Source organism: Methylomonas sp. AM2-LC (genome assembly GCF_039904985.1).
GTDB lineage: Bacteria > Pseudomonadota > Gammaproteobacteria > Methylococcales > Methylomonadaceae > Methylomonas.
Map to the genome: position 1 here is coordinate 79,013 of NZ_CP157006.1, position 24,889 is coordinate 103,901.

At 37.5% G+C, this 24,889-nt stretch carries 33 protein-coding genes; 1 reads left to right on the forward strand and 32 read right to left on the reverse strand.

The annotated features are described in order from the left end of the window. Nucleotides 1-104: 104 nt before the first annotated feature. The 11 genes from ABH008_RS22760 to ABH008_RS22810 form a co-directional block, all read right to left on the reverse strand. Nucleotides 105-1,298, reverse strand: a complete 1,194-nt coding sequence (locus ABH008_RS22760; protein ID WP_347990235.1) for a hypothetical protein — start codon at nucleotides 1,296-1,298, stop codon at nucleotides 105-107. A 305-nt stretch (nucleotides 1,299-1,603) separates the two neighbouring features. Continuing rightward, nucleotides 1,604-2,239: a Uma2 family endonuclease gene (locus tag ABH008_RS22765; protein ID WP_347990236.1), complete on the reverse strand. Its 636-nt coding sequence runs from the start codon at nucleotides 2,237-2,239 to the stop codon at nucleotides 1,604-1,606. Between the two features lie 259 nt (nucleotides 2,240-2,498). Next, nucleotides 2,499-2,873 carry a hypothetical protein gene (locus ABH008_RS22770; RefSeq protein ID WP_347990237.1) on the reverse strand — a complete coding sequence of 125 codons (375 nt, stop codon included), beginning with the start codon at nucleotides 2,871-2,873 and terminating at the stop codon, nucleotides 2,499-2,501. Between the two features lie 11 nt (nucleotides 2,874-2,884). Next, entirely contained in the window at nucleotides 2,885-3,307 is a 423-nt protein-coding gene (locus ABH008_RS22775) for a hypothetical protein (protein WP_347990238.1), read from the reverse strand. Nucleotides 3,308-3,396: 89 nt separating this feature from the next. Then, nucleotides 3,397-4,170, reverse strand: a complete 774-nt coding sequence (locus tag ABH008_RS22780; protein WP_347990239.1) for a hypothetical protein — start codon at nucleotides 4,168-4,170, stop codon at nucleotides 3,397-3,399. 1 nt (nucleotide 4,171) lies between these two features. Beyond that, a complete protein-coding gene (locus tag ABH008_RS22785; protein WP_347990240.1) occupies nucleotides 4,172-4,582 on the reverse strand; it encodes a hypothetical protein in 411 nt (136 codons plus the stop codon). Nucleotides 4,583-4,658: 76 nt separating this feature from the next. Then, nucleotides 4,659-5,054 (reverse strand): hypothetical protein, encoded by a 396-nt coding sequence (locus tag ABH008_RS22790; RefSeq protein WP_347990241.1) that lies wholly within the window; start codon nucleotides 5,052-5,054, stop codon nucleotides 4,659-4,661. Between the two features lie 82 nt (nucleotides 5,055-5,136). After that, nucleotides 5,137-5,466, reverse strand: a complete 330-nt coding sequence (locus tag ABH008_RS22795; RefSeq protein ID WP_347990242.1) for a hypothetical protein — start codon at nucleotides 5,464-5,466, stop codon at nucleotides 5,137-5,139. Beyond that, nucleotides 5,459-5,749 carry a hypothetical protein gene (locus ABH008_RS22800; RefSeq protein WP_347990243.1) on the reverse strand — a complete coding sequence of 97 codons (291 nt, stop codon included), beginning with the start codon at nucleotides 5,747-5,749 and terminating at the stop codon, nucleotides 5,459-5,461. Before ABH008_RS22800 ends, ABH008_RS22795 begins: the two co-directional genes overlap by 8 nt. Before the next feature lie 83 nt (nucleotides 5,750-5,832). After that, nucleotides 5,833-6,246: a hypothetical protein gene (locus ABH008_RS22805; protein WP_347990244.1), complete on the reverse strand. Its 414-nt coding sequence runs from the start codon at nucleotides 6,244-6,246 to the stop codon at nucleotides 5,833-5,835. Between the two features lie 307 nt (nucleotides 6,247-6,553). Beyond that, nucleotides 6,554-6,877, reverse strand: coding sequence for a hypothetical protein (locus tag ABH008_RS22810; protein ID WP_347990245.1), 324 nt, complete (start codon nucleotides 6,875-6,877; stop codon nucleotides 6,554-6,556). Nucleotides 6,878-6,969: 92 nt separating this feature from the next. Between ABH008_RS22810 and ABH008_RS22815 the strand changes: the two genes are divergently transcribed. After that, nucleotides 6,970-8,129 (forward strand): IS3 family transposase gene (locus ABH008_RS22815; protein WP_347990246.1). Its coding sequence is split into 2 segments (ribosomal slippage): nucleotides 6,970-7,231 and nucleotides 7,231-8,129, totalling 1,161 coding nucleotides; the frame shifts between segments, so codons are not numbered across the junction. Between the two features lie 196 nt (nucleotides 8,130-8,325). On the opposite strand, the gene ABH008_RS22820 is transcribed toward ABH008_RS22815, so the two are convergent. From ABH008_RS22820 to ssb, 21 genes are all read right to left on the reverse strand, one after another. After that, nucleotides 8,326-8,874: a hypothetical protein gene (locus ABH008_RS22820; RefSeq protein ID WP_347990247.1), complete on the reverse strand. Its 549-nt coding sequence runs from the start codon at nucleotides 8,872-8,874 to the stop codon at nucleotides 8,326-8,328. Beyond that, nucleotides 8,871-9,191 carry a hypothetical protein gene (locus tag ABH008_RS22825; protein WP_347990248.1) on the reverse strand — a complete coding sequence of 107 codons (321 nt, stop codon included), beginning with the start codon at nucleotides 9,189-9,191 and terminating at the stop codon, nucleotides 8,871-8,873. The genes ABH008_RS22820 and ABH008_RS22825 overlap by 4 nt, the downstream gene beginning before the upstream one ends. Before the next feature lie 83 nt (nucleotides 9,192-9,274). After that, a complete protein-coding gene (locus ABH008_RS22830) occupies nucleotides 9,275-9,826 on the reverse strand; it encodes a hypothetical protein (protein ID WP_347990249.1) in 552 nt (183 codons plus the stop codon). 98 nt (nucleotides 9,827-9,924) lie between these two features. Next, the gene (locus ABH008_RS22835; protein ID WP_347990250.1) at nucleotides 9,925-10,719 is read right to left on the reverse strand and encodes a hypothetical protein; all 795 of its coding nucleotides are present in this window, start codon (nucleotides 10,717-10,719) and stop codon (nucleotides 9,925-9,927) included. Between the two features lie 84 nt (nucleotides 10,720-10,803). Beyond that, nucleotides 10,804-12,594, reverse strand: coding sequence for a VWA domain-containing protein (locus ABH008_RS22840; protein ID WP_347990251.1), 1,791 nt, complete (start codon nucleotides 12,592-12,594; stop codon nucleotides 10,804-10,806). A gap of 69 nt (nucleotides 12,595-12,663) precedes the next feature. After that, entirely contained in the window at nucleotides 12,664-13,188 is a 525-nt protein-coding gene (locus tag ABH008_RS22845) for a hypothetical protein (protein WP_347990252.1), read from the reverse strand. A 422-nt stretch (nucleotides 13,189-13,610) separates the two neighbouring features. After that, nucleotides 13,611-14,348: a hypothetical protein gene (locus ABH008_RS22850; protein ID WP_347990253.1), complete on the reverse strand. Its 738-nt coding sequence runs from the start codon at nucleotides 14,346-14,348 to the stop codon at nucleotides 13,611-13,613. A 129-nt stretch (nucleotides 14,349-14,477) separates the two neighbouring features. Further along, a complete protein-coding gene (locus ABH008_RS22855; RefSeq protein ID WP_347990254.1) occupies nucleotides 14,478-14,843 on the reverse strand; it encodes a hypothetical protein in 366 nt (121 codons plus the stop codon). Nucleotides 14,844-15,403: 560 nt separating this feature from the next. Continuing rightward, entirely contained in the window at nucleotides 15,404-15,718 is a 315-nt protein-coding gene (locus ABH008_RS22860) for a hypothetical protein (RefSeq protein ID WP_347990255.1), read from the reverse strand. 121 nt (nucleotides 15,719-15,839) lie between these two features. After that, entirely contained in the window at nucleotides 15,840-17,039 is a 1,200-nt protein-coding gene (locus ABH008_RS22865) for a DUF3150 domain-containing protein (protein WP_347990256.1), read from the reverse strand. 80 nt (nucleotides 17,040-17,119) lie between these two features. Beyond that, nucleotides 17,120-17,881, reverse strand: a complete 762-nt coding sequence (locus ABH008_RS22870) for a hypothetical protein (RefSeq protein WP_347990257.1) — start codon at nucleotides 17,879-17,881, stop codon at nucleotides 17,120-17,122. After that, nucleotides 17,878-18,864 (reverse strand): AAA family ATPase, encoded by a 987-nt coding sequence (locus ABH008_RS22875; protein WP_347990258.1) that lies wholly within the window; start codon nucleotides 18,862-18,864, stop codon nucleotides 17,878-17,880. Before ABH008_RS22875 ends, ABH008_RS22870 begins: the two co-directional genes overlap by 4 nt. 345 nt (nucleotides 18,865-19,209) lie before the next feature. Then, nucleotides 19,210-19,590: a DUF6876 family protein gene (locus ABH008_RS22880; protein WP_347990259.1), complete on the reverse strand. Its 381-nt coding sequence runs from the start codon at nucleotides 19,588-19,590 to the stop codon at nucleotides 19,210-19,212. Between the two features lie 16 nt (nucleotides 19,591-19,606). Further along, a complete protein-coding gene (locus ABH008_RS22885; protein ID WP_347990260.1) occupies nucleotides 19,607-20,269 on the reverse strand; it encodes a hypothetical protein in 663 nt (220 codons plus the stop codon). A gap of 170 nt (nucleotides 20,270-20,439) precedes the next feature. After that, nucleotides 20,440-20,694 (reverse strand): hypothetical protein, encoded by a 255-nt coding sequence (locus ABH008_RS22890; protein WP_347990261.1) that lies wholly within the window; start codon nucleotides 20,692-20,694, stop codon nucleotides 20,440-20,442. A gap of 75 nt (nucleotides 20,695-20,769) precedes the next feature. Continuing rightward, complete coding sequence (locus ABH008_RS22895) at nucleotides 20,770-21,147, reverse strand: hypothetical protein (RefSeq protein ID WP_347990262.1); 378 nt, start codon at nucleotides 21,145-21,147, stop codon at nucleotides 20,770-20,772. Nucleotides 21,148-21,240: 93 nt separating this feature from the next. Beyond that, nucleotides 21,241-21,615 carry a hypothetical protein gene (locus tag ABH008_RS22900; RefSeq protein WP_347990263.1) on the reverse strand — a complete coding sequence of 125 codons (375 nt, stop codon included), beginning with the start codon at nucleotides 21,613-21,615 and terminating at the stop codon, nucleotides 21,241-21,243. Nucleotides 21,616-21,703: 88 nt separating this feature from the next. After that, a complete protein-coding gene (locus ABH008_RS22905) occupies nucleotides 21,704-22,765 on the reverse strand; it encodes a lambda-exonuclease family protein (RefSeq protein WP_347990264.1) in 1,062 nt (353 codons plus the stop codon). Then, complete coding sequence (locus ABH008_RS22910) at nucleotides 22,762-23,055, reverse strand: hypothetical protein (protein WP_347990265.1); 294 nt, start codon at nucleotides 23,053-23,055, stop codon at nucleotides 22,762-22,764. Before ABH008_RS22910 ends, ABH008_RS22905 begins: the two co-directional genes overlap by 4 nt. Before the next feature lie 68 nt (nucleotides 23,056-23,123). Continuing rightward, nucleotides 23,124-24,149, reverse strand: a complete 1,026-nt coding sequence (gene bet / locus ABH008_RS22915; protein WP_347990266.1) for a phage recombination protein Bet — start codon at nucleotides 24,147-24,149, stop codon at nucleotides 23,124-23,126. Nucleotides 24,150-24,257: 108 nt separating this feature from the next. Then, nucleotides 24,258-24,683 carry a single-stranded DNA-binding protein gene (ssb, locus tag ABH008_RS22920; RefSeq protein ID WP_347990267.1) on the reverse strand — a complete coding sequence of 142 codons (426 nt, stop codon included), beginning with the start codon at nucleotides 24,681-24,683 and terminating at the stop codon, nucleotides 24,258-24,260. Between the last annotated feature and the right edge of the window lie 206 nt (nucleotides 24,684-24,889).

The window sequence follows — 24,889 nt, forward strand, 5'->3', positions numbered from 1 at the left end:
TCAAAAAATGGGAATACTACTTTCCTTGTAAAAGGAAAAGTAAAGTATTCCCTATACAAGGTAAACGCCAATAAAAAGTAATGGCGGAAAGTATTCAAATAGCCTTAATTATTAATCGATACCCAGATAGATGAAATAATATCTTCAGATTGATTAATGCAGTTGGCATCATCAAAAACTTGATGGACTTTACGACATTTTTCAACAAGACATTTCATTAGTTCAGATGACTTATCAAGCAACGACTCATATTTATCAGCACGATTTTTAACACGTTGTAATTCGGCTTCCATCAATTGTAAACGCTCAGTTCCCTCAATTAATGAAGGATTATCAACTAAATTCAACAATGCTTTCGAGTTAATTTCAAGCAACACATCAAGACTTTCGGCATGAGATTTAAGTTTAAAGTATTCTGCTTCAATGCTCTGTAAACGCGCAATTTCCTCAATTAATGCAGGAAAAATGTTGTGAATTTTAGCTGAAAACGCAAGATTTTCGACGCAATTTTCTTCGGAGATGCCTTCATTTACAGAAGCTACCCCTTCAAGAATAATTGGGCAATACTCATTTACGGTGCTTACAAGAGAGTACGGCGCATCTTGTAATGCCCATTGACCTTTTGTTGTAAATTCGTAAACTTTTTTAATGTCTTCTAATTCAGTAAGTACATTGTTAGAAGAGCATTTTTTACAAACAAATCCAGACTTGTAGTCTGTACATGAATTACAGACCCAGGAACCACACTTGATACAGGAATTGCCTTCAGGACTTGTTTCTAAGCCGGCGAAGTTGCCGCAATGATCACAAGTTTCATTAGGGACATCATCGCGATCATGAAAAGCAGTATCGACTACAGGCTTATAACCAATAAAAAACACACCCGAGTCAATTAGTTTGCTGGTTTCAAAGTAGTCAAACTCAAATTCTGGCAGATTGATATTGGTCATGTAAAGAGTAACAATCCCATTGTCATCAGTCACTGCTTTACCTTGTCTATACCGTCCGTTATTTAGACAATAAAAAGGTTTATAAGCATTAGTACCTGAATATGATTGGTATGTACTTTTGTACTCGCCTTTAATAATAAAATGAGTCACAGTGAATGGATCTACTTCTGGTATGTCGCCATCTACGGATAGATTTATAGCGGATAGCCAAGCCAGTAACGCAGCTTTTGTTCTAAAGGCAGTATGCGCAGCTCCTTTATCTGTAACAATATACCAATATCCGCACGTTCTTAGGTGAACGATTTTGTTGATAGATGTTAAGACAAGGTTATTGTGAATTTGAATCATGTGTACTCCTTAAAATACAAGAGATACACCAATCCCACAGGGAATGATGTATTCCCTTGTGGGTTAAATGGCCGGTGGCCTAGAAAAGTAGTCGCATCAAAGATGCATTCATAAAATTATTCGTTCTTTTAAGTGCTGAACTGGCACTGCTTCTGAGTTCTCGTAGAGAACAACAAAAATCCGTCTTTCCGGAGCACACTCTATCAAATGCGCTTTGGGAAGACGGTATAGGCATTATGCCTAATTACCGTCTAAATGTTAAGTCCAAAAAACGCAAAAATACCGCGTAGGAGCTGATTATAAAATTAATCTGGCAGATTTTGTTTTTGCTGCCGGAATTCACGCATATCGTCATTATCGACGCGGTCATAAATTTCTTCAACCGCTAACGATAGGCCAATAGACTCAAAGGTGACTGTGTCGCCCAAATAAAAATACTCGGACAGCCAGTTGTTGGTTTTACGTAGCACATGAACACAAACTGAGTCTTGCTCAATCAACACATATTCTTGTAAAGATTCCATGTTGATATAACGCATGAGTTTTATGGTTGTGTCATTCTTACGCGTGGATTTAGACAAAACCTCAATAATTAATATCGGAGACGTAGTAAATTGACCGATGCGTTCCAAAGAAGCGCAATCCACCATGACATCTGGATAGAAGTAGTCATTACCTGAGCGGACTTTCATATCAGCCATGTATGTTTCGCAAGGCATGCCTTTAAGATGACGCTGAAATTCACTCGAAATATTGACAGAAATTCTATTGTGATTAGGTCCCGCTCCTGCCATGGCATAAACACGACCGTCGATATACTCCCGCTTAACATGCGATAAAACTTCAGATTGAAGATATTCTTCATCAGTCATTGTTTTGGGGTGTTCATCAGCTAACATATCAACCTTATGCCTAATACAGCGTACATTAAATACGTTCATTGTAACCTCTGGAAAATATAAAAGAAAACAGAGGGGAGACAAGTCCCACAAGTGGGGAATTGATCCCCTGTGGGTTAAAAGCAAAATACTTTGTGAATTATTTAGATGAATGGGGGCCCATCAAAATAGCATGCGTGAAAATATAAAAAATCAAGCAAGCAGTTCGATCACTTTTACAACAGGCAATAGAAAATCCTAGCGAAATAGTATTTGGCCACGATCTTCTGAAAGAAAAATATCTACGCATAAAAATACCTTTCTAATAGCCATATTTAAGAAAAAGACGACGAGAAAATGATTCATCAATGTAATGATTAGCGTTTTTTAAAAAATCATCAACACAATTTGATACTTCATTAGCAGTTGAGTTTTCTTTGATAAATACATTGCATGTACTTAATACGTTTGTAGCTTGACTTTGATATTCGCCATGGATAGCAACAATATTTTCTTTGAATAAATCAAGTAAATATACAGTTGCTAATTTTGTACCGGTAGCTGTTTCAAAAGATTTTTGAGCAATAGAAGCAAGAGGTGTCTCGCCAAGATATAAATCTTTTAAAATTCCCCAACCATGTTCAAAAAGTTTATCTTTAACAATAACTTTGGTGTCTTCATAAAATTTACTTGTCATGTAAAAACCCCTTAAGAAAGTGATATGTCAATCAATTTAAGTAAATCATCACATCCACTATGATTTTCCCAAGCTTTAGGCAAAGCATTACGTGCTTCTATTAAAAGCGCCTTAAGTTGGGATCTTGATGTTTTTATTGATGCCAGAGCATTGTCGATTTCAACAATTAAACTTCTGTCAACACCGTTAGCTTCAGCAAAACTTTGATCTGGCAAAGCGGCTCTGGATTGCTCAAGTGCTTCAATAAATGACCATTTACCACGAACATACTTATCAAAGGCCATGGATTCAATTTTTGAATACATAACATCTTCATTCGAATGTTTTTTATCAGCATGAGTGCTCAAATAAAGAACAAGAGCACCACTAGCATTGGTATAGCGTTTTCTTGCCAATGCCATAATTTTCAAATAGCGGTTTCTGTTAATACTCATAATTGCCTCGATCAGAAAATCTGAATAAAAGAGGAGCAAACAGAACCATAGGGAACTGAATTGCTCCCATGTGGGTTAAAATTTCTCGCTTAGAATTGAGAGTAAACGAGAGTCAATATGCCTGTATCCATAATGGAATCTGGAAAAGCGAAAAAAGGTTCAAGTGATAAGATCACTTTAACTCCTAGCTCCAAATCCGTATGAGAAGCGTGTGTGAAATTAATCGGTAAACCAATTAACGTCGTGTAATACGCATATCGAGGCTTCTGACTGTTAAGATCATTATCGATAGACCGATAATCAACTCCATCAAAAACATCACCGAAGAATTCAAAAAGAAAAGGATTATCGCAACGCGATATCACATTCGTTAAGACTTCAGAGGTAACCGATACGTATTTTGAAATTTCAGTCAAACCGAATTGCTCGTAAAAGCGAGACAATTCGAAAAGATTGTTACGAACGACATCTGATGGAAAGTTATTATTTCCGTTTGAGAAATCTAATAAATGCATCCATCCTGAATCATCCAAGCCCCATTGAAGCGGATCAGAATATTCATAGCCGGTGGCAATCAAATATGAAATGGCCAGATTAATTCTGGACAGATTAGATTCAATTACTTTGGAATAAACTTGTCGTTGGTCTTTGGGTACGGTATCAATACTGAGCACCGTCGGATAAAACGGGGTCACAATCAAATCACGACTTGAATCATAAAAGCCGGGACAAATACCAGACTTACCTTGCAGTAAATCATAAATACTGATTTCCGACTTGGAAGCTTTTTTGCAAACGGTATCACCGATTCGCATGACTTGCCCCATTGAACCTTTGCCTATAATTTCTGCATGAGCATTCATTTTAGACTCCGTAATCGCTAGGGTTGAGAAGATCTTCCTTGGTCAATAAAGCTGAATTAGCATCAATAATTAACTGACTAGCCTCTTTGCAAATAAAGAAATCACCCTCATTATCCTCATTAATTACAGAAAGCAAAGACTGAAGAGCGGACTCAACTTTTTCAAGACGATCCAATCGGTCTTTAATTTCCGGAAACAAGTTATGAGCCGTGCGGGCAAATCTTAAATTAGCAATGGCTTTGGCTTCCGGAACAGAATCAAATGATTGAAAAAGATCAAACAGGTGAGGACCGTCAATGGATACGATAGTGAAATGAGTTGAAAAGGCCCAGTTTTTCATTGATTCCATGTAAGAACTATAAAGTTCCTGCATCGCTTCAGTGAATTGTGGGTTAGTAATATTTGGTAACATGTGTTTTCTCCTTAATAAACAAAAAAGGGAACACAAAAAACCCAAAGATGAGAAATGTAGTGTTCCCAGTGGGTGATTAAAATAAGAACGGAGTCTTAATTTGTTGCTTAGACAGTGCTTCAAATACAGATAAATCTGGATTCGAAAGCTGTTCGAAAGAAACGATCTCAAACTTGAACAGATAAGCCATGATTGATTCTAGCGATATGTAAAAGTTTTTACTCGCCTTAGCAACAGGATTGCCGTACTCGTTTCTTTCAACCCAAACTACAATGCCGTTAGGGACAAAACGTAAACCATTTACGAAATACGAACCTGGATATCTCAGGCTGGTTCGTATGGAAATTGGATTTTCGGAAGAAGATCTGTTTTTCTTGCCATGTATCTGGTCTGAAAAACTTCCTGATGCGAAATCGGATACACTGAGTAATTTGCCTTTTTTAAAGGCAGAAAAAGCAGTACTTTGTGACATGGTGTTTACTCCTTAAAAAACAGGAACACCAAAAGCCCAAATGGGAAATGATGTTCCCAATGGGTTAATAAATTAATTAAACTTACAAAGTGTTACAGCTTGTTAATGCGCTAGTCACTTTAAGGATTTCTCCTGCAGAGACCGCTTGCAACATTTGAGATCGTCCGTGGTTAATGTAATCATTAACAGACATGCTTCGCCAATTAGGATGAGGTCTATCACTACACAAAATCCAATTATCTTGATGACTGTTACGTCGATGCACATAAACATCTATAGACCGCGCGAGACCAAGACCAAAGCACAATTGCGCAACGATTTTGACTTCTGAACCATCTTCTCGCTGAATAATTTGCGAAAGTTTAGTAGGTTTAGAAGCAGATCGTGATCTATCTTTAAAAGGTTTAAGCATTAATATCCCCAGAAGACAAGTTATGTAAATTTTCAGACATATAACGAACCTGAAGGGCGTCAAGTGCGGGACCAATAATTTCATCCCATAATCCGTCTTGATTTTCAAGTAACCACTGAAACATTACTCGTGGATTATCAGGAAATTTTCGCTCATTAATCAGAACATCAGAAACATGTCCCATTAATGCATTGCCTTCACGACTAAAGGTGTCGACAAGTTCTTCAGTTGAAACAGTATTACTCGTAAGATTATCGAGGGTATCTATGATTTCATGTGTCATGGCTTAATTCCTTAATAAAATAAAAGGGAAACGCCTTGCCCAAATGGGAAGTTGTTTCCCAAAGGGCTGTAGATAATTAGATCTTAATGATGAGATGCATTTGAGAAATTTACTTTAGATTGCTCATAAATTTCAGGCCAAAATTCTTCGGCAATTTGATATGCCTCAGATCTTTGTTGATTGGTAAATATTTCGTAGCCAGATTTGGTAACTTTTCCAGTAGCATCAAGCAGAGCCATCGCGTAATGATCAGCATTTACGCCGATAAAACCGCCATCTTGAACATGTTCAATGACACGTTGAGCTGCAATTGCGCTCATTAAATGAAATCCACGATTTCGTGTAATTTTATTTAGTTGAGAAATTAAGCTGGGCTTATCGGAATGTCCGGGAATATTAGCCTTTTGATACTGAAAAGGCTCATTAGAAAGAACTTCGTTTACTTGACTAATTTGGTCAAAAAAACGAATTTCTTGAGAAAGACTTGATTTTGTCATGGTGTACTCCTTGAAAAATCAAGAGATACACCAATCCCTCGGGGAATGATGTATTCCCTTGAGGGTTAAATGGCCTAGGGCCGAAAGATAGTCGCGTAAAACGCATTAAAAATTATTCGTTCTTTTAAGTGCTGAACTGGCACTGATTTTGAGCTCTCATAGAACTACAAAAAATTCCGTCTTTCCGGAGCACACTTATTAAATGCACTTTGGGAAGACGGTAAATGCAATTATGCATGATTACCGTCAGGTTGTTAAGTTTGAAAGACATGGATTTTAGAGCGCCTTTCAATCTGGATTAAACTTGTTAGTTTTTAATTGAATCTGTAAAGCAGATGTTTTTTATAACAAGTTTTTGACATGGTTCGGGAAGCGCATCAAAATCGATACAATTACCTAAATGTTTACCTGGTCTGGCTGTGCAATGTTGTCCATATCCTTGTGGATGACAAGGATTGGACGACATGGCTAATGCAACATAAAAACCATTCTTTTCTGGCTCAAGCATAAAAACAATCGTATAACGATCAAAAGTTTTACCGTTGTTATCAAAAATCCTTACTGTCCTCAAAAGGTGAAGCAGGTATGGATTAGATGATTTAACCTGAGTAATAATGGTTGATTTGTTCATGGTGTACTCCTTGGAATAACAAGAGATACTGATCTTGCCCCGATCTAGCGGACACTCGGCTAAGAGAGTAATCTCTAACTACGAGGAAAACAATGAAAACCAAAAAAGATTTGAATACTGCTGTAGTCCGCAACAAATATACAGCTCAGTTTAAAGAGCAAGTATTGGAGCGTGCGGATAAGGATGGCATAGCCAAGGTCGCCAAAGATTTAGGGCTTGCCGAGTCGATGCTGTACAACTGGCGAGCCAAACGAAGCCAAACGGGACAGCCCTTTGAAGATCAAAAGCTGCAACAAGCTGAAATGGCGCGGCTTAAACGAGAAAACGCCCGCCTTGAAGAGGAAGTAGCCTTTTTAAAAAAGGCGGCGGTGAACTTTGCCAAACAGCCCAAGTGAAGTACGCCATGATTAAAGCCAATGCCAATCAATTCGCTGTGGGCATGATGACTCGAATAATGGGTGTTTCACGCAGTGGCTATTACAGCTGGAAACATAGGCCACTTTCCGATAGAACCCAAGCCAATCAATTGCTCGCCTGTGAAATTAAGCGTATTTTTGATGATGAAAAAGGTCGGCCTGGTTCGCCCAGGATTACTCAGCGACTGCATGATGAAGGGAAGTCCGCTGGTCGGCACCGGGTAGCCAAAATCATGCGTAGCCATGGTTTGAGAGCAAAAGCGGCCAAGAAATACAAAGCCACTACTAACAGCAATCACTCTTTGCCTGTCGCGCCTAATCTGTTGGAGCAAAATTTCACAGCAGATGCACCCGATCAAAAATGGGTGTCCGATATAACGTATATTTGGACTGAGGAAGGCTGGCTGTACTTAGCTGTTGTGCTTGAGCTTTATTCGCGCAGAGTGATCGGTTGGGCCATTAACGAACGAATGACGGCAACATTGGTCTGTGATGCGCTGATTATGGCTTTATGGCGTCACCGTATGCCTAAAGGTGTCATTGTTCATTCGGATCGTGGCAGCCAGTATTGCTCTGCCGCCTACCAGAAGCTTTTCACTAAACACCAATTGATTTGTAGTATGAGCAAGAAAGGCGACTGCTACGATAACGCTGCTATGGAAAGCTGGAACCACAGCTTTAAAGTCGAAGCGATTCATGGTGAACGCTTTTTAACCCGATCTGTAGCCAAGTATCAAGTGTTCGAATATATCGAAGTATATTACAATCGCAAACGGCTTCATTCCAAATTAGGCTATGTTAGTCCGGAAACTTTTGAAGCTAAAAAAGTCGCTTAGTGGAGTGTCCGTGAAATCCGGGCAAGATCACATAACCTGATGTAGCGTGAAAGAGAAAATAGCCGTGTGATGAAGAAACACGCACTTTATTTTGTAACAATTCAGTAGACATAAAAATTCTCCTTGAGAATAAAAAAAGGGAGTTAACTGGCTTTCAAAAGGAAAGTAGTTAATTCCCCGCGTGGATTAAAGAAAATTAGGAAGTAACAGGGTGTGACAGCAATCGAATGTTTTCAATTAAATAATCACGGACCTTGTCAATGTTTTCATTTTCTGTGTGAGAAATGTCGTCATGGTGATAAGCGTCAACAGGCGAAATCTCAGCTAGCTTGTCATTAAGTTGCCGCAATAATGCAATACGGCCACTACGATAACAAAGTAACTTTTGCTCAGCTGCAGAAGCCACAAACCGTGGGTTAGTATAAAAACCTAAATTTGGCCTTTCTGGTAGTCTGACAATAGGTGTCGATGTATGAATAACAGGATTCAAAATAACAGCATCCTTAAGAAGAAGAACAGAAACGTCGTAAGTATCTCTGGCGTTGATTCGAACTGGAAAATCATCGCTTTTAAACTTAACTTCCAGAGCACCACCACCATTCTTTACCGAATGCAGAATAGCGATACCTTCACGAACTAGGCCAGAAACAGCATGTTTCGCAATCTTGGCAGTCAAACATATTTCTGTACCAAACCAACGAGCTTCGTCATTAACATTAGCGTTATTCCAAGGTAAAGCATTCATTGAATACCTCCAACAGAAGCATCGATATAAAATACCTGCATACTGTCTTCTTCATACATCGTCCCGCGTTTTGTCATTGCGAAAAACTCTAAAGGTTGATAAAGCTTTTTGAATTCTCGAATAGCAGATTCAGGACTACAACGCTTAGTTGATACCCAAACTGACTTTATGCCAGTTTGATTGCAAAAAGCATTAATACTGTTCTGAATTTCAATTTTCTTTGGAAAACCTGCCCCATTATTGTTCCAAAAAACAACAGCGTCTTTTGGTTTTGGAATGGATTTTAGGTTATGAAACATGATTGTTTTTATTGACATAGGATTCCTCCATTAACAGAATAATAACGAGGAAATACAAAGTCCCTGTAGAGAAAATGTATTCCTCGTAAAGGGATAAATGATTAAGACCAGTCAGAGTATTCGATATTATTCTCTTTGAGAATGTTTTCGATAACTTCTACAAACGACCGGCAGTTAATTTGGTAAAGATCGTGCAATAGCAGACCTATTTCATTGGGGCCAATTTCATTGGGTAAAACAGTCTCTAACTTAAGGTTTTTGTCAGAAGCAATTTCAATTAACCAATCAATATTATCGTGTTCGGAGTTATAAGCCTGGCTGTAAGCAGACAAATAATCCAGACCGAGTTTTGAAAAGATATGGATACCAATAAGATGAATATTGGCGTCAGTTGTCCCGTCACACCCAAAACCTTGAACGTAAGGCCTAACAGAATACTGAATTACTCCTAGAGAACATTCAGGATATCGCTTTGCGTCATCCCACAGAATTTTCTTGATATACCCATTGGCCAAAGCTGAGGCTTTTTTAGCACAATCAAAAAAGTGGTGAATAAACTCCAGATCGACAGAAGAAACCATTGAATCGATATTGGCTAATTCAAACAAAAAATCAGAAGCGTCTGGGTTAGGACTAATAATAAAGTCTGACATAGTAATTTCCTCGCTTAATGAAAAACCAGGAAAATACAAAACTCCAAGGGAGAAATGAATTTCCCTGGATGGGTTGAAAAGTAAACAGATTAAATCGATTACGTTAAATTAAATCTATCAATATATTTTTGAAACGTAGTAGAAAATAAATCATGTTGACTACAAGCATTACTAACGATATCGTTATCAGGATAAATATCGAGCAAACAATTCGTATGCATACGCAATTCAGTCATGACAGATAAAGCTTCAAGTAGATAGGAATTTAATTCCTTATGAAAACCCTCAATTGATTTAAGTCGCTTAATTTCATCCGATAGCGCAGGAAATGCATTATGAGAAGCTGCGACAAAATGCAAAACCGCATCTCCTTCATTTGTTGTAAATGCAGATCCCTTATTCATAATTTGAACAACTTCGTTCAAATTAACATCGGACTGATCGATAACAAAATGACCATGAGGTTCTACAGTCCAAGTCCCTTGAGGGGTATCTTGGAAAGCAGTTGTCAAGTCTTGAATAACAACGTCAATTGGTGACGGTTCTTTTATATCATCAACTGGTTTTTTATCTAGGTCATGACCTTTTTGATCTTGAATAAGATAGGCAATTGATCGCAACCATGGCTGATTAGAATTAATATTAACGCCTTTGTCACCGTAATATCCATTTTCTGTCCAGTCATATCCAACATTCATGTCTTTTATTATGGACGGATATTTTTCAAGAGATGATTGGTCCAAATGAATCAAAACATCAACTGCATTCTTCATTACGTCATCAAGAATTATATAATCCGAATCCAATCTTGCCAAAAGCATATTTTTCAGACAAGCAACCAAAACTTGGCAATTATGAGTAAGGTTTTCAATTTGTGCGTTTTGTGAGTCCATAGAATCTCCTAAATAATAAAAATGCCAAACAAAGAGAAGTACCTTAATAAAAAGGTGACAATCTCAATGTTCAGACTTTGAAAGTTAAGCTGCGACTAATAAATCACGGCCAATTTTGAATAGTTCTGCACAAAGATCATTAACATCATTGATCATAAAGCTCGTCTTAAATAAATGACTCACATCATGACAAATACCAATGCCAACAAACTCAATACCGGAACTTTCACACCGTTGAATAACAGAACTCGCTAAGAATTTATCATCGGGCTCACCATCTGTTAAAACGATAATAACCTTACGCTCTTCATGAGTTGAGTAAACACTTGATGCGGCATACCAGATAGCAGAATGCAAAGGTGTGCCTCCTGAAGCTAAGGGTATAAAAGCACCCATATTCGAACGAACTTTCTGACCATGAGGCAATAATTCAACAACATCGTCAGTATTTTCATGTGGGAAGCGAGTTATCGCCGGATTAACACCAGAAACTCCTTCAAGTGCCATAGCTAAAGCTATAGATGCTTCAGTAGCAATATGAATGAATTCTCGATTTATACTTCCGGGTATTTTATAACCCATAGATGTTGAACCATCTAATAGTATATGAAGAGCTGTATTCGGTGCCTTACGACTTATTCTACGATCAAAAACACGAGAATCACCTTGAGCAATTCTAAACAACTTCTTGCCATTAATTCGATTTCCGATACGTTTAGTTGAAGTGCGATCGAATTTGCTAGACTGAATTAAACCTTGCAGTGAAGCGCGGATTTTTACAGACCAAGATGCAACGTTATCCACTGATGTAGAACCAACCAATTCATTCAGAACTGGCTTATGTACGGCAGGAATGTAAACAGTTGAATCATAGGTAGTCATTGTTTGATTGGAAAGTAGTTGACGCGCCATATCGTTGATATTTTGCGGCATATCATTATCAGAAGCATTTAGTGCATCCAACAGCGATTGAGCAAAAAGCTCACTATCATTTTCATCAGAACCATGATTGTTACCACTATTTTCCTGTCCTTTTCCTGGATCTTCGTTAGTTTCATCATCTGAACTTTGATCCAAAGAATCATTGCTCAAACCTGAATCGTCAGTTGAACCAGCATCGTCAGTTGAACCAGCATCGGTACCCGAGTCATCTTCGGATGATCCAGATTGATTACCTTGTTCACTCTGATTACTCTGTTGAGAACCATGTGATTGCGCAAGTTGTCGCTGACGTTCCTGCTCATTCACATATTCTTCATTGATCATTGTAATAATTTGATCAGATAACTTAATCACATCATGAGTTGAAATTAGCCCATGAATGGTAGAAAGAAGAGCAAACAGTCGTGTCACTGCGCCACATGGAAATACTTCTTCAAGAACCTTTTCAACTTTTTCTGCAACAGATATTAAGGATTTAAAGCCTAAAATATCCACTGCACAATGAAGAAATATAAACTGATTCAAAATGGCGGCAGGATGACTATCTTTATCAGAGATATAAAATTCAGGTAAATTTACAATGTAAAGATCCATTGCTTCTATTGAATCTTTAGCACCAGGGTACTCATCCATAATGCCACGTTCGATACGAACGTCCTCTAGTAAATTTATCAACTCACGACGTAAAGGCGAAGTTGCTGAAGATGTAAAAGCTGTAAAATCAGTATAACGTATGTGAGACGCCTCGTGAATAAGATAGCCCCAAGCAACCTCAATTAACTCAGCATTCACATCAATATTCAGCGCCGGTAATTGAATACGATCACCATTGGTATAAGCCTTATCACCTCCAATAGAAATCTTAACACCGAATTTGGCACCAAGTTGAGAAGCTACAATTGGAAATGCTCTGTTTAAATGGCCTTGTTTCATGTTTACCTCCAAAAAAATAACTAGGGCAAACAATGAGCCCATAGGGATCAAAAGTTTGCCCCCGTGGGTTTAAATAGGCATTACGCGGTATATAAGCAGTTGAAAAAACTGCCATATAGTCAAACGCATACCAGGTAGTTGAACTTTAGAAGTTCGTTTTTGAATTTGATCAATTCGCCAAACATTTCCCAATGAAGCTGGAAATGATTTAAGGAACTTGCCTTGATCAATTTCATGATTGCCAGTTGTACTGGTAAAAAGCATGGTTGAGCCTTCGATGAAAGCTAATTTCATGCCCTTAAGAAAAGTCTTGTTAACTGACAAAGACATTTCAACATTAAATTCCTCAACAAGATCGATTAGCTGCATAGAATTAATGCAGTAAGTATCGGGGTCCTGTTGAAAATATGGCAATGCTTCACGAGCAAAAACAGTGGCTTCATAAACTTTACCGGAAAGCAATAGCTCGCAAGATTTCATAGCCGCTGCAGCATAACCTTCGTTATCGTTATTAGCTTCGACAGGTGTTTTTCGTGAGCTAGTAGAATCGGGGTACTGTTCTGATGATTGAGAAGAGTTTTCTTGGTTTTGCATGGTGTACTCCTTGAAAAGTCAAGAGATACACCCATCCCAAAGAGAATGATGTATTCCCTTGTGGGTTAAATGGCCGGTGGCCTAGAAAAGTAGTCGCATCAAAGATGCATTCATAAAATTATTCGTTCTTTTAAGTGCTGAACTGGCACTGCTTCTGAGTTCTCGTAGAGAACAACAAAAATCCGTCTTTCCGGAGCGCACTCTATCAAATGTGCTTTGGGAATACGGTAGATGCAATTATGCATGATTACCGTCAATTTGTTAAGTGCCAAAAAACATAATAATTTGTGCGTTTTGGATTAGTAATTTCAAAATTGAATTAATTTTGATTTAACTAGACAGGTTGTTCTTGATGAACAAAAAGTCTAATATAAGGCTCTTTAAATGTATAGCTCATGATTTACCTCAAAGGTTAAAATTAATTAGCGAATCGACTGGTGATTTACAATATAGTCATGAATCAAATTAAGCGCATTGCGTTGCCGAATGCAGTCTTGAACCAAAACATCATCTAAATTAGGATCTTCAGGATCAAGTTCATTATCAGCACAATTAGCAGAAGCCAATTGATAAAGAATATCAAGAGCATCTAAAAAAGCAGACTCTTGTCGCATTTCCGAAAACATGCGCTGAGTTCCACTTGATTGAATTAATTCCGGAGTTATACGCGCAACCCATCCACCGAACTCGCCTGGTCGCATCTTGTCAGAATAATACGCGCCTTCAATAACGATTTCCGCTTGCCCTGATTTAGCCATAATGCCTTGAAACAAGGTTGGCCAAGAATAGTTAATTTGAATAACGTGGAAAAGAGCATCATGAACATTATCAATTTCAATGTTACGTCCATCACCAAAACATTTCTCGGTGATCGGGTAAATCGTGTCGTCAAAATATTTTTTAAGATGCAAGGCAATTGGAGAAGTATTATCTGATTCAACCAACAATTTGACTTCATCAAAATCAAAAACATTTTCCCAAACAACATCAATTTCATCATTGACGCCCGAATGCGAAAAAAAGTAGATCTTATTAATACCATTCTCTTCAATGTTTTGATGCTCAAATCCGTAGAAGGATAAAAACAATTTCTCTAATTTCGTGACTGAGTCAGATGGAAAGTTTGGTTGAACGGTTGATTTATCATAATTTTTAGACATGTGAACTCCAAAATATTCATATTTTTATAAAAAGTAGGCAGGTCATAAAATCCAAAATCGGATTTATATGAAACCCGCCCGGATTAAAAAAGCGCTTAATAAACTATTAAAGCGCTAATAATGAGACAATTATTTTGATTGAGCTAAACGCCAAATCTCTTCTTTGTCATAGAGCCTATCTAAATGATCTATACCTTCTGCAGCCAATCGCATTGAACGTTCTAGTTTTGAGATAAAAACGTGCATACAATTTCCTGGATAAGGCAAAAGAGTTATCTGTCGAGGATATTGTTGAGAAGAATGAGGTAACCATGAAAAGAAAGCAGGATAAACATTGTTTTCTTTGTCATAGTAAAAATAAAGACGTCTGTCGCCATTTTCGCAACTGATGCCTAAATAACTACCGTGCTCGTACATCTCAAAATTATTTTTTGCGCACCAATCGGATAACAATTGACGGCTTTGATCGAAATTGATGGGGGTTACTTGTGACATGATTTTCTCCAAAAAAATGAGGAAACCACAAACCCAAAAGGTAAGTGGTTACCTCTGGGGTTAATAAAAATAATTAAATATTACGCAACTTGTAAGCGGTTAAATACGCTATTCAAATACTCAGTAAAAGACTTTCCAAAAATGCCTGGACGAGCTTTATTTGAGATACGTGTAATGCGTATTGAGCTTTTTCAAGTTTTCGACTATAAATAAACTTAGATCGCTTGGATCGAAATCGACGCAAAAGTCTTGAGTAGAAAAATAACGATGAAGATTTATTTATTTGAATCAATTCCAAAATAACTGAAATTTGATCTTCAGTAAGTTCTGGTCCGTCAATATAAATAACCGGCATAGAAACACCATCCAAGCCAAGGTTTATATAGTTTGGCGAAATAATTGAATAATGCTTAGAACTCAGTGAGATTTCACCAAGAAACTAGTGAGCAATAAGCAATAGCTTGTTCAGCAATTAAATTTTTATGCATGATTAATCTCAAAAAAAGAGGCAAACACATGCACCAAAAAAGTGAAATGTTCACCTTAAGGGTTAAAAGTATTTACAAGGTAGCGACAGCGACTTGATACATTTCATCAAAGAAATTGCGTTCTTCAAATTCAGCAACTTTTTGATACCCGAACGGAGTCGGAGCCACCAAATAAAATAGCCCATCTTGCTCTTGAAATGTCCAGGGGCCAGGCGTATTGGCCTTGGTTAAAGAAACGTCGTCATGGTTCAAAATGCCAAGCATAAAATTGCCGTTGTTCTTGGCAGCATCAGCTTTTCTAATTCTAGACCAAACGTTACTGAAGATGTTGGCAACAACATTGCCGTTATCATTAACTAATTGGGTGTTATCAATTATATCGTACATAAAATTCCTCAAAATTAATAAGAGAAATTCAAAACCCCTAAGGAAATTGAATTTCCCAAGTGGGTAAAGTAGCGAGGCAAATAAATCCAAAAGGATTTAATTTGCACTCGCAAAGCATTAATTAGAACCAGGAACTATCGTTAGATAGTTCAAAAAGTTCAACGGGCATAGGAACAATTATTTCAGAGACAGGTACTTCATCCGCAGCGGAAACAGTAGGATTAATAACGACTGGAGCCGGTACAAAAAGATCAGATTCCAATGTTTCTACAGCAGCAGTGTTAATAACGACTGGAGCAGCTTCTTCAGTAAAACCAGACATGTATTCCTCATATCCAATAGTTTCATCATATTCCAAAAGTTCATCTGTGGATTGAGTATCAACGGGTGACGGCGCAGAGGTAACAACGATCGATTGAGATTCATCTTCAATTTCTTCATCCGTATCCGTAAATGATCCAGACAAATGTCCTTCACCATAACGTTTGACTTTATCGGCATCTGACAATAAATGGGCCAGATTACATAAAGTTTGATATGCAATACCATTGTAAGGCGGGCTAGAAGGTAACGCATCAAGTACTGCGTCGATTCTATTAACCACAGGCATAACTCTGTGATCAAGAAATCCGAGACTATCCAGCTTGTCACGCATTTTGCGAAATGCGTTCAATGTTCTTGCAGTGACATACTCTCTCTTGTCATAGAAAGAGTTTTCCAGAACCCGAGAAGCTTCCACAGATATTTCATGGAATAATTGCTCAGACAATGAAATTGTCCGTCTAACTAATGATTGATCAACAATAACATTCGCTGGATCGTTATTAGGTACTGAACTTGGCATCGATACACGATAAACCACATAATCAAAGCGAAGTTTTGCTTTAACTGATGAAGCGGGCTCAACAGCATTTCGAATTGCGATTGCAAACTCAGGATGCTTTTTTACCCAATCATCAATATACGAATCATAATTCGCAATAAATTCATCACGAGCAACAGCAAAATCTTTTGCAAGATCATCAAGTTTTTTGGTTATATCAGGAATTTGAACTATTGGATTAGCAAAACCACCCAAAAACCTTGTGCCTGTTTCCAAACAAATGCTTTCTGCCTTTTTCTTAATAGTGGAAAAAATTTTCACTACCTCACGATCACAGGTACGTTTTGTACCTAAATAAGCCAATTCGTCAGGTGGTAACTTTGATCCATCTCCAAGCACAAGATCATTCTCTCTAAGTTTTTTTGCTCCTGTCCATAACACAATGTCAAGTTTAACGACATGGACTTGATTTAAAATAATTTCAGCTTCATGTGACATAAACACCTCCAAAAGGAAAAAAATAGAGGCATAAAATCACCCCAGAGGCGAAATTGATGCCCCTATGGGAAAGTTAAAAGTTAAAAGTAGCAGTCTTCAATAACTGAGGATTGAAAAGAAGAAATATCAATCCGTTTATTAACAAGACCAACAGATTCAGCAAGTAAGCGTACAGATTCAAAATCAGTACCAAACATTTCTAGCGCCTTAAATTCAATCTTAATTTGATCCGAGATATCAGTTCCATCATCATGAGCAATTGAAACGCGGATATTATTAGGTGCGAATTTTTTCATCACCATGAACAATATCAAACTAATGACACCATCATAACAATGAAGAAAACCAGATTCAGATTGAATAAACGCAATATCAGAATAACGACTATAAATAGCGTTAACTGGTGCATTTTCAGGATATAAAGACAACAACGTCGAACAATAACCTCGTGTCAGCCCTTGAAAAAAAACAAGCTCAGTATTCGTTGCCGAAGATTGAACTTTAACTCTCCAAGAGATTTTGTTTAGCAATTGCTGAGGCTCTGCAACAGCGGAAGCTGCAGCAGTGGACGAAAGTTGGATGGTGCTAGCATCAATCAGTTTTCCATTATCATCAATATTAAACAATCCAATATAACGGTAACCTTTTGAAGTCTTACCAGAAATATCTTTTGAATATTGATTATTAGTATCTTGAAATACACGGGATTGAAGTTTCGTACCAGTTTTCCCCCAGCGTTTAGTATAAGTTGTACCATCAGGATTTCGAGAAATTGCCCAATCTTTCGTTGATCCATCACTATTCCTATAACGATACAATTCAAAAGCATTTGAATTACTCATGGTTTTTTAACTTCCCAATCGTCACCAAATACAAGTTTAGCTATCTTTTCAATAGCGGCTCGCTGTCCAGCGTCAACACGAAAAGACAAAGTACGCTCAAATGAATATTTAATAACATTTTGACCGCCTTTAAAAGCAATCATCAGGCTGATCCAACGCAAAAGAGTCCTAGTTGACATCGTCACAGAGAGAGTCCCTGTGCTATCTGAGTTACCAGAAAACTGTTTACGAATGTTATTAGCTACTTCAATCATCTTATCAGTGATTTGTTTTTGAGGAGCATCAAAGACAGTACCGATTGATGCATAGTACGACTTGACAATAGCTTCCTCTTCTTCAACAGTTGGATATTCAATTTCGCAAAGACGAAATCTATCCATAAAAGCTATGTTTTGCTGCAATACACCTTGGTAAAGACCTGATTGATCTCCTTGTCCAGCGGAGTTACCTGTAGCAACCAATCTGAAAAATGGATGAGGCATAATAACTTCCCCAGAATTTTGAGGTATCACCAAAGGTTGCCCTTCAATAATATCGTTTAATCCGGACAGTTCAGATGGGTCAATAAGATCAATTTCGTTTAAAACCAAAATATGGCCATCGCGAACAGCTTGTGCCAAAGGACCGTGCATAAATTGCATAGATCCATTAGATAACATGAATTGACCAATCAAATCATTTATCTCCATGCGACCATGACAAGTAACCTGATGAACGGGCCAATTGAGTCGGGCAGCGACTTGAGATATCAAAGACGTTTTTCCAGAACCTGTCGGTCCTTTCAAATACAGTCCGTCGCCAAGTGGATTATTCAGAAACGCATTGACATCACGCAAAGATTCTCTACGGAATCTATACTCTTTTTTACGAGGAATTAATGGATGATTATTATCCTCAAAACCTACGACCTGAACGGTAAGAGGAACCCCAGTAAAACCAAAAGTTGGGCCAATAGGGAATTTTTTAGGTATTAAATTAGACATAGTGTACTCCTTGAAAAATCAAGAGATACACCAATCCCTCGGGGAATGATGTATTCCCTTGAGGGTTAAATGGCCTGGGCCTAGAAAAATGATAGCGTAAAACGCATTAAAAATTATTCGTTCTTTTAAGTGCTGAACTGGCACTGCTTCTGAGTTCTCGTAGAGAACAACAAAAATCCGTCTTTCCAGAGCACACTCAGTGAATGCGCTTTGGGAAGACGGTAGGTGTAATAATACACACTATCCGTCTAAATGTTAAGTTTGAAAGAATCGAAAAATAGGATGCCTTTCAGAAAACTAAAGTCTTGAGATCACCTATTATCCAAAAAAAACCATGGTTTAAAATTAATATTCTGAGGGCAACATCAGTACATTATTGGTTAGATAAAAATTCCAAACGCCTTTTGGTAAAAGCTTCTGAAAATTTATAACTTGAAATGCAATGATTTGTCCATTACCATCCGTTAGTTGAATCCTGCTAATTTCACCATCATCAGAAGACGATCCGTAAATATTGAATAACAAAAAATTATAAGACGAAAGCAATTGAAAATACTCTTCCGCAATTAAATTAAACAACCAAAAACTATCTGTTTGTTCAAAAAAGAATTTTACGCCATCAGTAATTAATAAATCGGTTTTAACAGGATGCTTGTAATAATGTTCTGTTCCAATAAAGTCTTTAAGAAGAAATAAAAGCATTTCCGAACTCAGATTTGTCAACATAAAATATGACTCCTTATTAAGCAGATTTCTTGCTACTACAAACAAAAAAATCGTGGGCGTAGCTTGCATCAAAAGGACCATCAACAACAATTAAGCGACCACTTTTTTGAAGCTTGTTTTGAATACTTGACTCAAAGAATAGGAAAGCATCCTGAATAGATATTAAAGGTCTTAGAACAGTGTATTGCTCATCTTGATTGTCAATTGATGACCATGAGTAACGACTCAAAAAGTCAGCAGAAATAACATTATCACCACGAAACACCTTAACAAATTCAGACTTAAAAATTTGAACTTGAAATGACAGATACTTGGCAACATCATCAGTTGAGTATGGAGTTTCAGCCAGATTACGAACTCGACGAATATACGACTCAGGCAATGTATCTTTCTGACCATATAACCTTAGCATACCCCCTTCACAGTCTGCAGAAACACTAACAACATGAGACATCATTTGCCATTTTTGACCTCCGGCTAACACATACCAACTGCGTTTAACCACTTCTCGGCCGTGACGGGGGTGAGTCGTAGTTAAATTGTTATCGCCAGCCTGATAAAACAGCAAATATTGGTCGTTGTGAAAACCCAAAAAAAGGTTAGCTTCAGGTAACACGCTGTTCAATTCTAAGCGATTAAATTTAACAACAGTTTGATTAAAAATGATAGTGTGAGACATATTGAAAACTCCTATTAGGAATATAAGAAAAACCTTTATATTTTAAAATTCAACGATTTTCCTAAGATGTAATTAAAAGGCACAGAAATCCTAAAAGGAAAACGTGCCTAATCAAAATTTAAAATAGGGTATGAAAATTCACACCCTTAATTGATATATTTAATGTAGTGTTACTCATCTAACAAAGAAATTAGACGATAAATTGAATCATTTTGAACGGATATACGATTAAGAACGGTATCCCCTGTATTGGCGTCCAAAATTAAAGCTATTTTATAGCGAGAACCTTGATATTCAATTCCGCCATCATCAGATTTAAGTTGTATCACAATATCGGTTTTCCCAATTCTGTCAGAAAACAGACTTGGAGTTCTTTGGACACGGTAAGGGTCGTCAAAAACAATTTTTAGATTTAAAAAGGACATAGAATTTCTCCTGAAAATGGAAAATTCTTACCCACAAAGGAAAAGAATTTTCCCGGTGGGTTGTAAAAAATGAATCTAATCGGTTTTAGAATCGTTATTGGGAAATAGACTACCAGCTAAAAGGACCGCTAAATCCAGTTCACCTTCCGCTAATGCTTTGCAAGCATCAAACGCTGTTTTTCGACGACTAATTTCAATCGCTGAAGGTTCAGGATCAGGAAACGACTCTACAAGATGAGCAGAAAATCTCAACTTTGATTTATCTGTTTTCTCGTAATCATCAAACAACAAAGGCATTTCTGGCGTATTGCCCCGAAGAGTACCCTCTTCAAAGGCTTTTAGCGCCAATTCAATTGCTAGGCCTCCATTTGGGGCAGAAATACCAACCATTACTCGGTGCTTGCAATCCAACTTGCATTCAATGGCATAGTTATTTAAGACGGGGTTACTCATGGTGGTGCTCTCCTAAAAAATTAAAGGGGAAACACCACACACGAAAATTTCGGGTGTAAATATTTCCCCGAATATCGGATTTAATGTTAAAAGTTAATGAACAATTTTTATAATCGAAAGTGTACGTTCTCGAACTTCTTCAAAATCATACTCTAATAATCCACAACAGTTTCTAAAGCTAAACGGATGTGTATCATCGTCTGAAATCAGCCAATTATAGGAAGATCGACGACTTTCAAGACCGCAACGTGCATCATTAAGAGTACGCAAGGTATCCTGTAAAATAACTTCTGCAGCCGCGTAAATATCTTCATCCGTCCATTCGTCTTCTTCGTTATTACAAATGCCAGAAAGAAGATTCTTATCGAGATGTGAAAAATCATCGAAAACCCAGTCAAAATTCCGTGGGAAATCTTTACAACGAACAACAATGCGTACGCGATTAATGCCAATAGTGTAAGAATTCATGCATCCTCCAAAAGAATAAAATATGGGGAATACAATAACCCGCAGGGTATGTATATTCCCCTAGGGTTGAAAATCAAACGATTAATGGTTAAAACCAAGCATCGTTGTTAGTGGGTGTAGATTCAATAATTTCGTCCATGGAATAAGGTACAGAAGCCGAATTTTCATCCTTAACAGTTACTCTCGTATGCTCAGTAGATGGAGTTCTATATCGGTTCAAATCTTCTGGAGAAACGCTTGGAGCAAATTCGTGTAAAACACCTTTGTAATCAACGCGTCCTAAACGTAAATAACGACTAATTTTAAGGCCAGCACATTCTGCATGCATAAAATCACCCATTAATTCAATCAAGCCTTCTTCAACTTGAGCCTGCTCTTTTTCAAGGTCAGCAATTTGAGCCTTGAGGTTAACAATCAAACGTTCAGATTGGTGATAGCGCAGCGCAAATTGTTTCCACTTTTCCTGTTCATTGCCTTCTTCTGGAATAAAAATATCCCTTTGAAGATCACGTTCAGGAGGTGAATTGTTAATTAGACAGTTATAGAATCGTTGAGATTCCAAAATCAACTCGTTAATTAACGCATCATCTCTTGGAACTGGAATATCGATATATTCATTATCATTTAAGTATAGAAAAAGCCAACCCATATTGGAGCCGGCGATAAAAATCTGTTGTTGAATCTGCGGATAATATCGCTGATACAACTTAGATCTATTTCTATTCTGGATAACATCAAAATAATCATCTGGTGTTAAATAATATTCTTCACCAAAAATATTTTCAGCATCACGGAAATTAACAACTGAAGGCGCTTTGATTTCAACAGGAATACCATTGTCATCTATGCCATCAAACGATGCTCGCATAAATGGATATTGATCCGATTGAGCACAAACGGGCAAAAGTAGGGTGTTTTGACGATCCTCAAAATTAGAACGTGCTTTGGGCTCTAGACGAATTCCGCGTCGAACATGTGGATTGGAATCCAAATTATCCGGCAGAATTAAGCCTTTTTTCTCAGCCCAAAGACGATAACGCGTTTTGTAAGGACTACGACCTAAAACAATATCTGCTTCAGACGCCGTAACACCAGCATTTCTCCAGTCGAACCAATCTTGGGATCGTTGAGAAATGTCGATAATTTTCATGCTACATTCCGATCCTTATCTCCTGAATCAGAACGAAGATAATTACGATTGCCTGTCATGGATTTCCATAAGTTGCTCAAAAATTTATCACCATGCTTTCTGACACAGGCAGGTGAATCACTAAAACGTAGATTCACAAGAAAACCTGTACGAGAATTAGTGTGCGATGGATTTTCGGTCATGGATACACGAATGCTTTCTAAAAAAACCGCGCCATGTTTACGTACGCATGCAGGAGTGTTTAATTCACTGTGGATTGTAGTTTGTAAATCACTTAATTTTCTTCTCATAACGTCCTCCTAAAATAAAAAAAGGGCGTAACAAGATCCCAAAGGGCATCAAGTACGCCCAAAGGGTGTTAATTTAGACGTTTTCTCGCTTCATCTAAATTAGTTTTTCGAACAGAATCAGTACCTTTGTCCTTTTCGTCACCAGACGTTTGGTTTGATACTAGTGTTGATTGAGATTGAGATTGAGTTTGTGTTGCATTAGGAGCAATCAATTTTCCTTTTTCAAAATCATTTTTATTTTTGTTTAAAGCGTCGACCATAACATTTGCAAGCTCAGGATTGCGATTTGAGTTAATCCAGTCAATTGCACCTTGCCAAGAATTTTCGGTTATGCATCGTGTAGTTAATCTATCTAAAGTTTTGATATCTGTATTAGATAATTTAACAGGCTCTGAATTAATCACTTCCGCTTGAACATCGATAACAGAATTATCATTATCTTCCAATATTCGAAGTGCCTCATCTTCATCATATAAACCCGCAAATCCAAAAGCATATCTAGCGCATTGGATCAGTGACTTATGACGCATTATTCGCTTGGTATGAGTTTGCCATGGGCCATTTACTAGATAAGTCTGACCATTATTTTGATTTTTCTTTTCAAACGGTGCTCTATAAACCTCGTCCAAATACTCTTTAATACGGACGGGGTGATTCCTATCCTTTCTATAAAGAATACATTCCATCCATTCCGGAGAAGTTTTTCCGTTATCTGGTGTTAGCCAATTATTTGAATTTTCAAAATTCATACCATCCATCATTGGATGCTGATTAATAATCCGCAACCAACCGTCGATTGACACAACGGGAACAATACCATTGTTCTTATCAGGATAAGCAAAAATTTCCTTTGTAAATGGATTCAAACCATATTGGTCAGAAACAATGAGTAATGCTTGCATTTGCTCATCAGTCACCTCACCATCTTTGACTTTGAAAGCCGTGGATTTTAGAATTGAAAGCAATTTTTCTTCGCTTTCAATAGAAAATCGACTGCAAAACTTCGCAGCTAAAGTTTCTTTTAATTTTTCAGACTTTTTACCCGCAGCAGTTTCTGATGAATCTGCAGAAGGTTTTGTGGTGTTGGTTGTCATAAATTTTCTCCTTGAAGAAATATAATCAAGGAACATCATATGCCACAAGGGACAAAATAATGCCCTTGAAAAGGTGGATTAAATTAAATATAGAAAACGTTATCCTGTTTAGAAATCTTCATCTGGATTGAAATCATCGTAACTTGATGTAGCAGTCGTAGATGAGTTTGAATTCGATGGATTTTCAGCAGGTGAACTGTTATCTCTTTTGTGGAGTCTAACAATTTCAGCATGAATTTCAGTAGTATATCGATCACCACCATCATTATGCGTCCATTTTCGTGTGCGGGAAGGACCTTCGCAAAGAACCAGTTGGCCCTTTTTGACATAATCACGAACATAGTCGGCCGTTTTCCCAAATACAACAACATTGTGCCATTCGGTACGTTCGGTCCACTCGCCTGTATGTTTATCTTTATAGTGGTCAGTAGTTGCAACACTAAAATTTGCTACAGTCTTGCCACTAACAGGCAATACGCGAATATCAGGTTCTCTACCGATACGTCCAACAATTAGATGTTTGTTAAAGTACATATATCTCCAAACTAAAAGTAAAATCAGGAGATCATGATTTCCCAAGGGAAAAAGATCTCCCTTATGGGTAAAATGAAGCCTAAGCTTCGGTTAAATTGAATAATGTAGAAACTAAATTATTCAAATTCTAAGCGCAAAAAAGCATCAGAAAACTGAAACATTTTTGCAATAAGCTATCGCATCAAAAATGCATTCAAAAATTATTC

What these genes read in the sequence shown, in the direction of transcription:
- ABH008_RS22885 (WP_347990260.1), bottom strand. Translation starts at nt 20,269, where the DNA reads ATGTCTCACACTATCATTTTTAATCAAACTGTTGTTAAATTTAATCGC.
- ABH008_RS22895 (WP_347990262.1), bottom strand. Translation starts at nt 21,147, where the DNA reads ATGAGTAACCCCGTCTTAAATAACTATGCCATTGAATGCAAGTTGGAT.
- ABH008_RS22875 (WP_347990258.1), bottom strand. Translation starts at nt 18,864, where the DNA reads ATGTCTAATTTAATACCTAAAAAATTCCCTATTGGCCCAACTTTTGGT.
- ABH008_RS22840 (WP_347990251.1), bottom strand. Translation starts at nt 12,594, where the DNA reads ATGAAACAAGGCCATTTAAACAGAGCATTTCCAATTGTAGCTTCTCAA.
- ABH008_RS22880 (WP_347990259.1), bottom strand. Translation starts at nt 19,590, where the DNA reads ATGTTGACAAATCTGAGTTCGGAAATGCTTTTATTTCTTCTTAAAGAC.
- ABH008_RS22770 (WP_347990237.1), bottom strand. Translation starts at nt 2,873, where the DNA reads ATGACAAGTAAATTTTATGAAGACACCAAAGTTATTGTTAAAGATAAA.
- ABH008_RS22780 (WP_347990239.1), bottom strand. Translation starts at nt 4,170, where the DNA reads ATGAATGCTCATGCAGAAATTATAGGCAAAGGTTCAATGGGGCAAGTC.
- ABH008_RS22820 (WP_347990247.1), bottom strand. Translation starts at nt 8,874, where the DNA reads ATGAATGCTTTACCTTGGAATAACGCTAATGTTAATGACGAAGCTCGT.
- ABH008_RS22855 (WP_347990254.1), bottom strand. Translation starts at nt 14,843, where the DNA reads ATGTCACAAGTAACCCCCATCAATTTCGATCAAAGCCGTCAATTGTTA.
- ABH008_RS22890 (WP_347990261.1), bottom strand. Translation starts at nt 20,694, where the DNA reads ATGTCCTTTTTAAATCTAAAAATTGTTTTTGACGACCCTTACCGTGTC.
- ABH008_RS22775 (WP_347990238.1), bottom strand. Translation starts at nt 3,307, where the DNA reads ATGAGTATTAACAGAAACCGCTATTTGAAAATTATGGCATTGGCAAGA.
- ABH008_RS22860 (WP_347990255.1), bottom strand. Translation starts at nt 15,718, where the DNA reads ATGTACGATATAATTGATAACACCCAATTAGTTAATGATAACGGCAAT.
- ABH008_RS22765 (WP_347990236.1), bottom strand. Translation starts at nt 2,239, where the DNA reads ATGAACGTATTTAATGTACGCTGTATTAGGCATAAGGTTGATATGTTA.
- bet (WP_347990266.1), bottom strand. Translation starts at nt 24,149, where the DNA reads ATGACAACCAACACCACAAAACCTTCTGCAGATTCATCAGAAACTGCT.
- ABH008_RS22825 (WP_347990248.1), bottom strand. Translation starts at nt 9,191, where the DNA reads ATGTCAATAAAAACAATCATGTTTCATAACCTAAAATCCATTCCAAAA.
- ABH008_RS22805 (WP_347990244.1), bottom strand. Translation starts at nt 6,246, where the DNA reads ATGACAAAATCAAGTCTTTCTCAAGAAATTCGTTTTTTTGACCAAATT.
- ABH008_RS22910 (WP_347990265.1), bottom strand. Translation starts at nt 23,055, where the DNA reads ATGAGAAGAAAATTAAGTGATTTACAAACTACAATCCACAGTGAATTA.
- ABH008_RS22790 (WP_347990241.1), bottom strand. Translation starts at nt 5,054, where the DNA reads ATGTCACAAAGTACTGCTTTTTCTGCCTTTAAAAAAGGCAAATTACTC.
- ABH008_RS22870 (WP_347990257.1), bottom strand. Translation starts at nt 17,881, where the DNA reads ATGAGTAATTCAAATGCTTTTGAATTGTATCGTTATAGGAATAGTGAT.
- ABH008_RS22795 (WP_347990242.1), bottom strand. Translation starts at nt 5,466, where the DNA reads ATGCTTAAACCTTTTAAAGATAGATCACGATCTGCTTCTAAACCTACT.
- ABH008_RS22800 (WP_347990243.1), bottom strand. Translation starts at nt 5,749, where the DNA reads ATGACACATGAAATCATAGATACCCTCGATAATCTTACGAGTAATACT.
- ABH008_RS22845 (WP_347990252.1), bottom strand. Translation starts at nt 13,188, where the DNA reads ATGCAAAACCAAGAAAACTCTTCTCAATCATCAGAACAGTACCCCGAT.
- ABH008_RS22905 (WP_347990264.1), bottom strand. Translation starts at nt 22,765, where the DNA reads ATGAAAATTATCGACATTTCTCAACGATCCCAAGATTGGTTCGACTGG.
- ABH008_RS22835 (WP_347990250.1), bottom strand. Translation starts at nt 10,719, where the DNA reads ATGGACTCACAAAACGCACAAATTGAAAACCTTACTCATAATTGCCAA.
- ABH008_RS22865 (WP_347990256.1), bottom strand. Translation starts at nt 17,039, where the DNA reads ATGTCACATGAAGCTGAAATTATTTTAAATCAAGTCCATGTCGTTAAA.
- ABH008_RS22850 (WP_347990253.1), bottom strand. Translation starts at nt 14,348, where the DNA reads ATGTCTAAAAATTATGATAAATCAACCGTTCAACCAAACTTTCCATCT.
- ABH008_RS22900 (WP_347990263.1), bottom strand. Translation starts at nt 21,615, where the DNA reads ATGAATTCTTACACTATTGGCATTAATCGCGTACGCATTGTTGTTCGT.
- ABH008_RS22785 (WP_347990240.1), bottom strand. Translation starts at nt 4,582, where the DNA reads ATGTTACCAAATATTACTAACCCACAATTCACTGAAGCGATGCAGGAA.
- ABH008_RS22760 (WP_347990235.1), bottom strand. Translation starts at nt 1,298, where the DNA reads ATGATTCAAATTCACAATAACCTTGTCTTAACATCTATCAACAAAATC.
- ABH008_RS22830 (WP_347990249.1), bottom strand. Translation starts at nt 9,826, where the DNA reads ATGTCAGACTTTATTATTAGTCCTAACCCAGACGCTTCTGATTTTTTG.
- ABH008_RS22810 (WP_347990245.1), bottom strand. Translation starts at nt 6,877, where the DNA reads ATGAACAAATCAACCATTATTACTCAGGTTAAATCATCTAATCCATAC.
- ssb (WP_347990267.1), bottom strand. Translation starts at nt 24,683, where the DNA reads ATGTACTTTAACAAACATCTAATTGTTGGACGTATCGGTAGAGAACCT.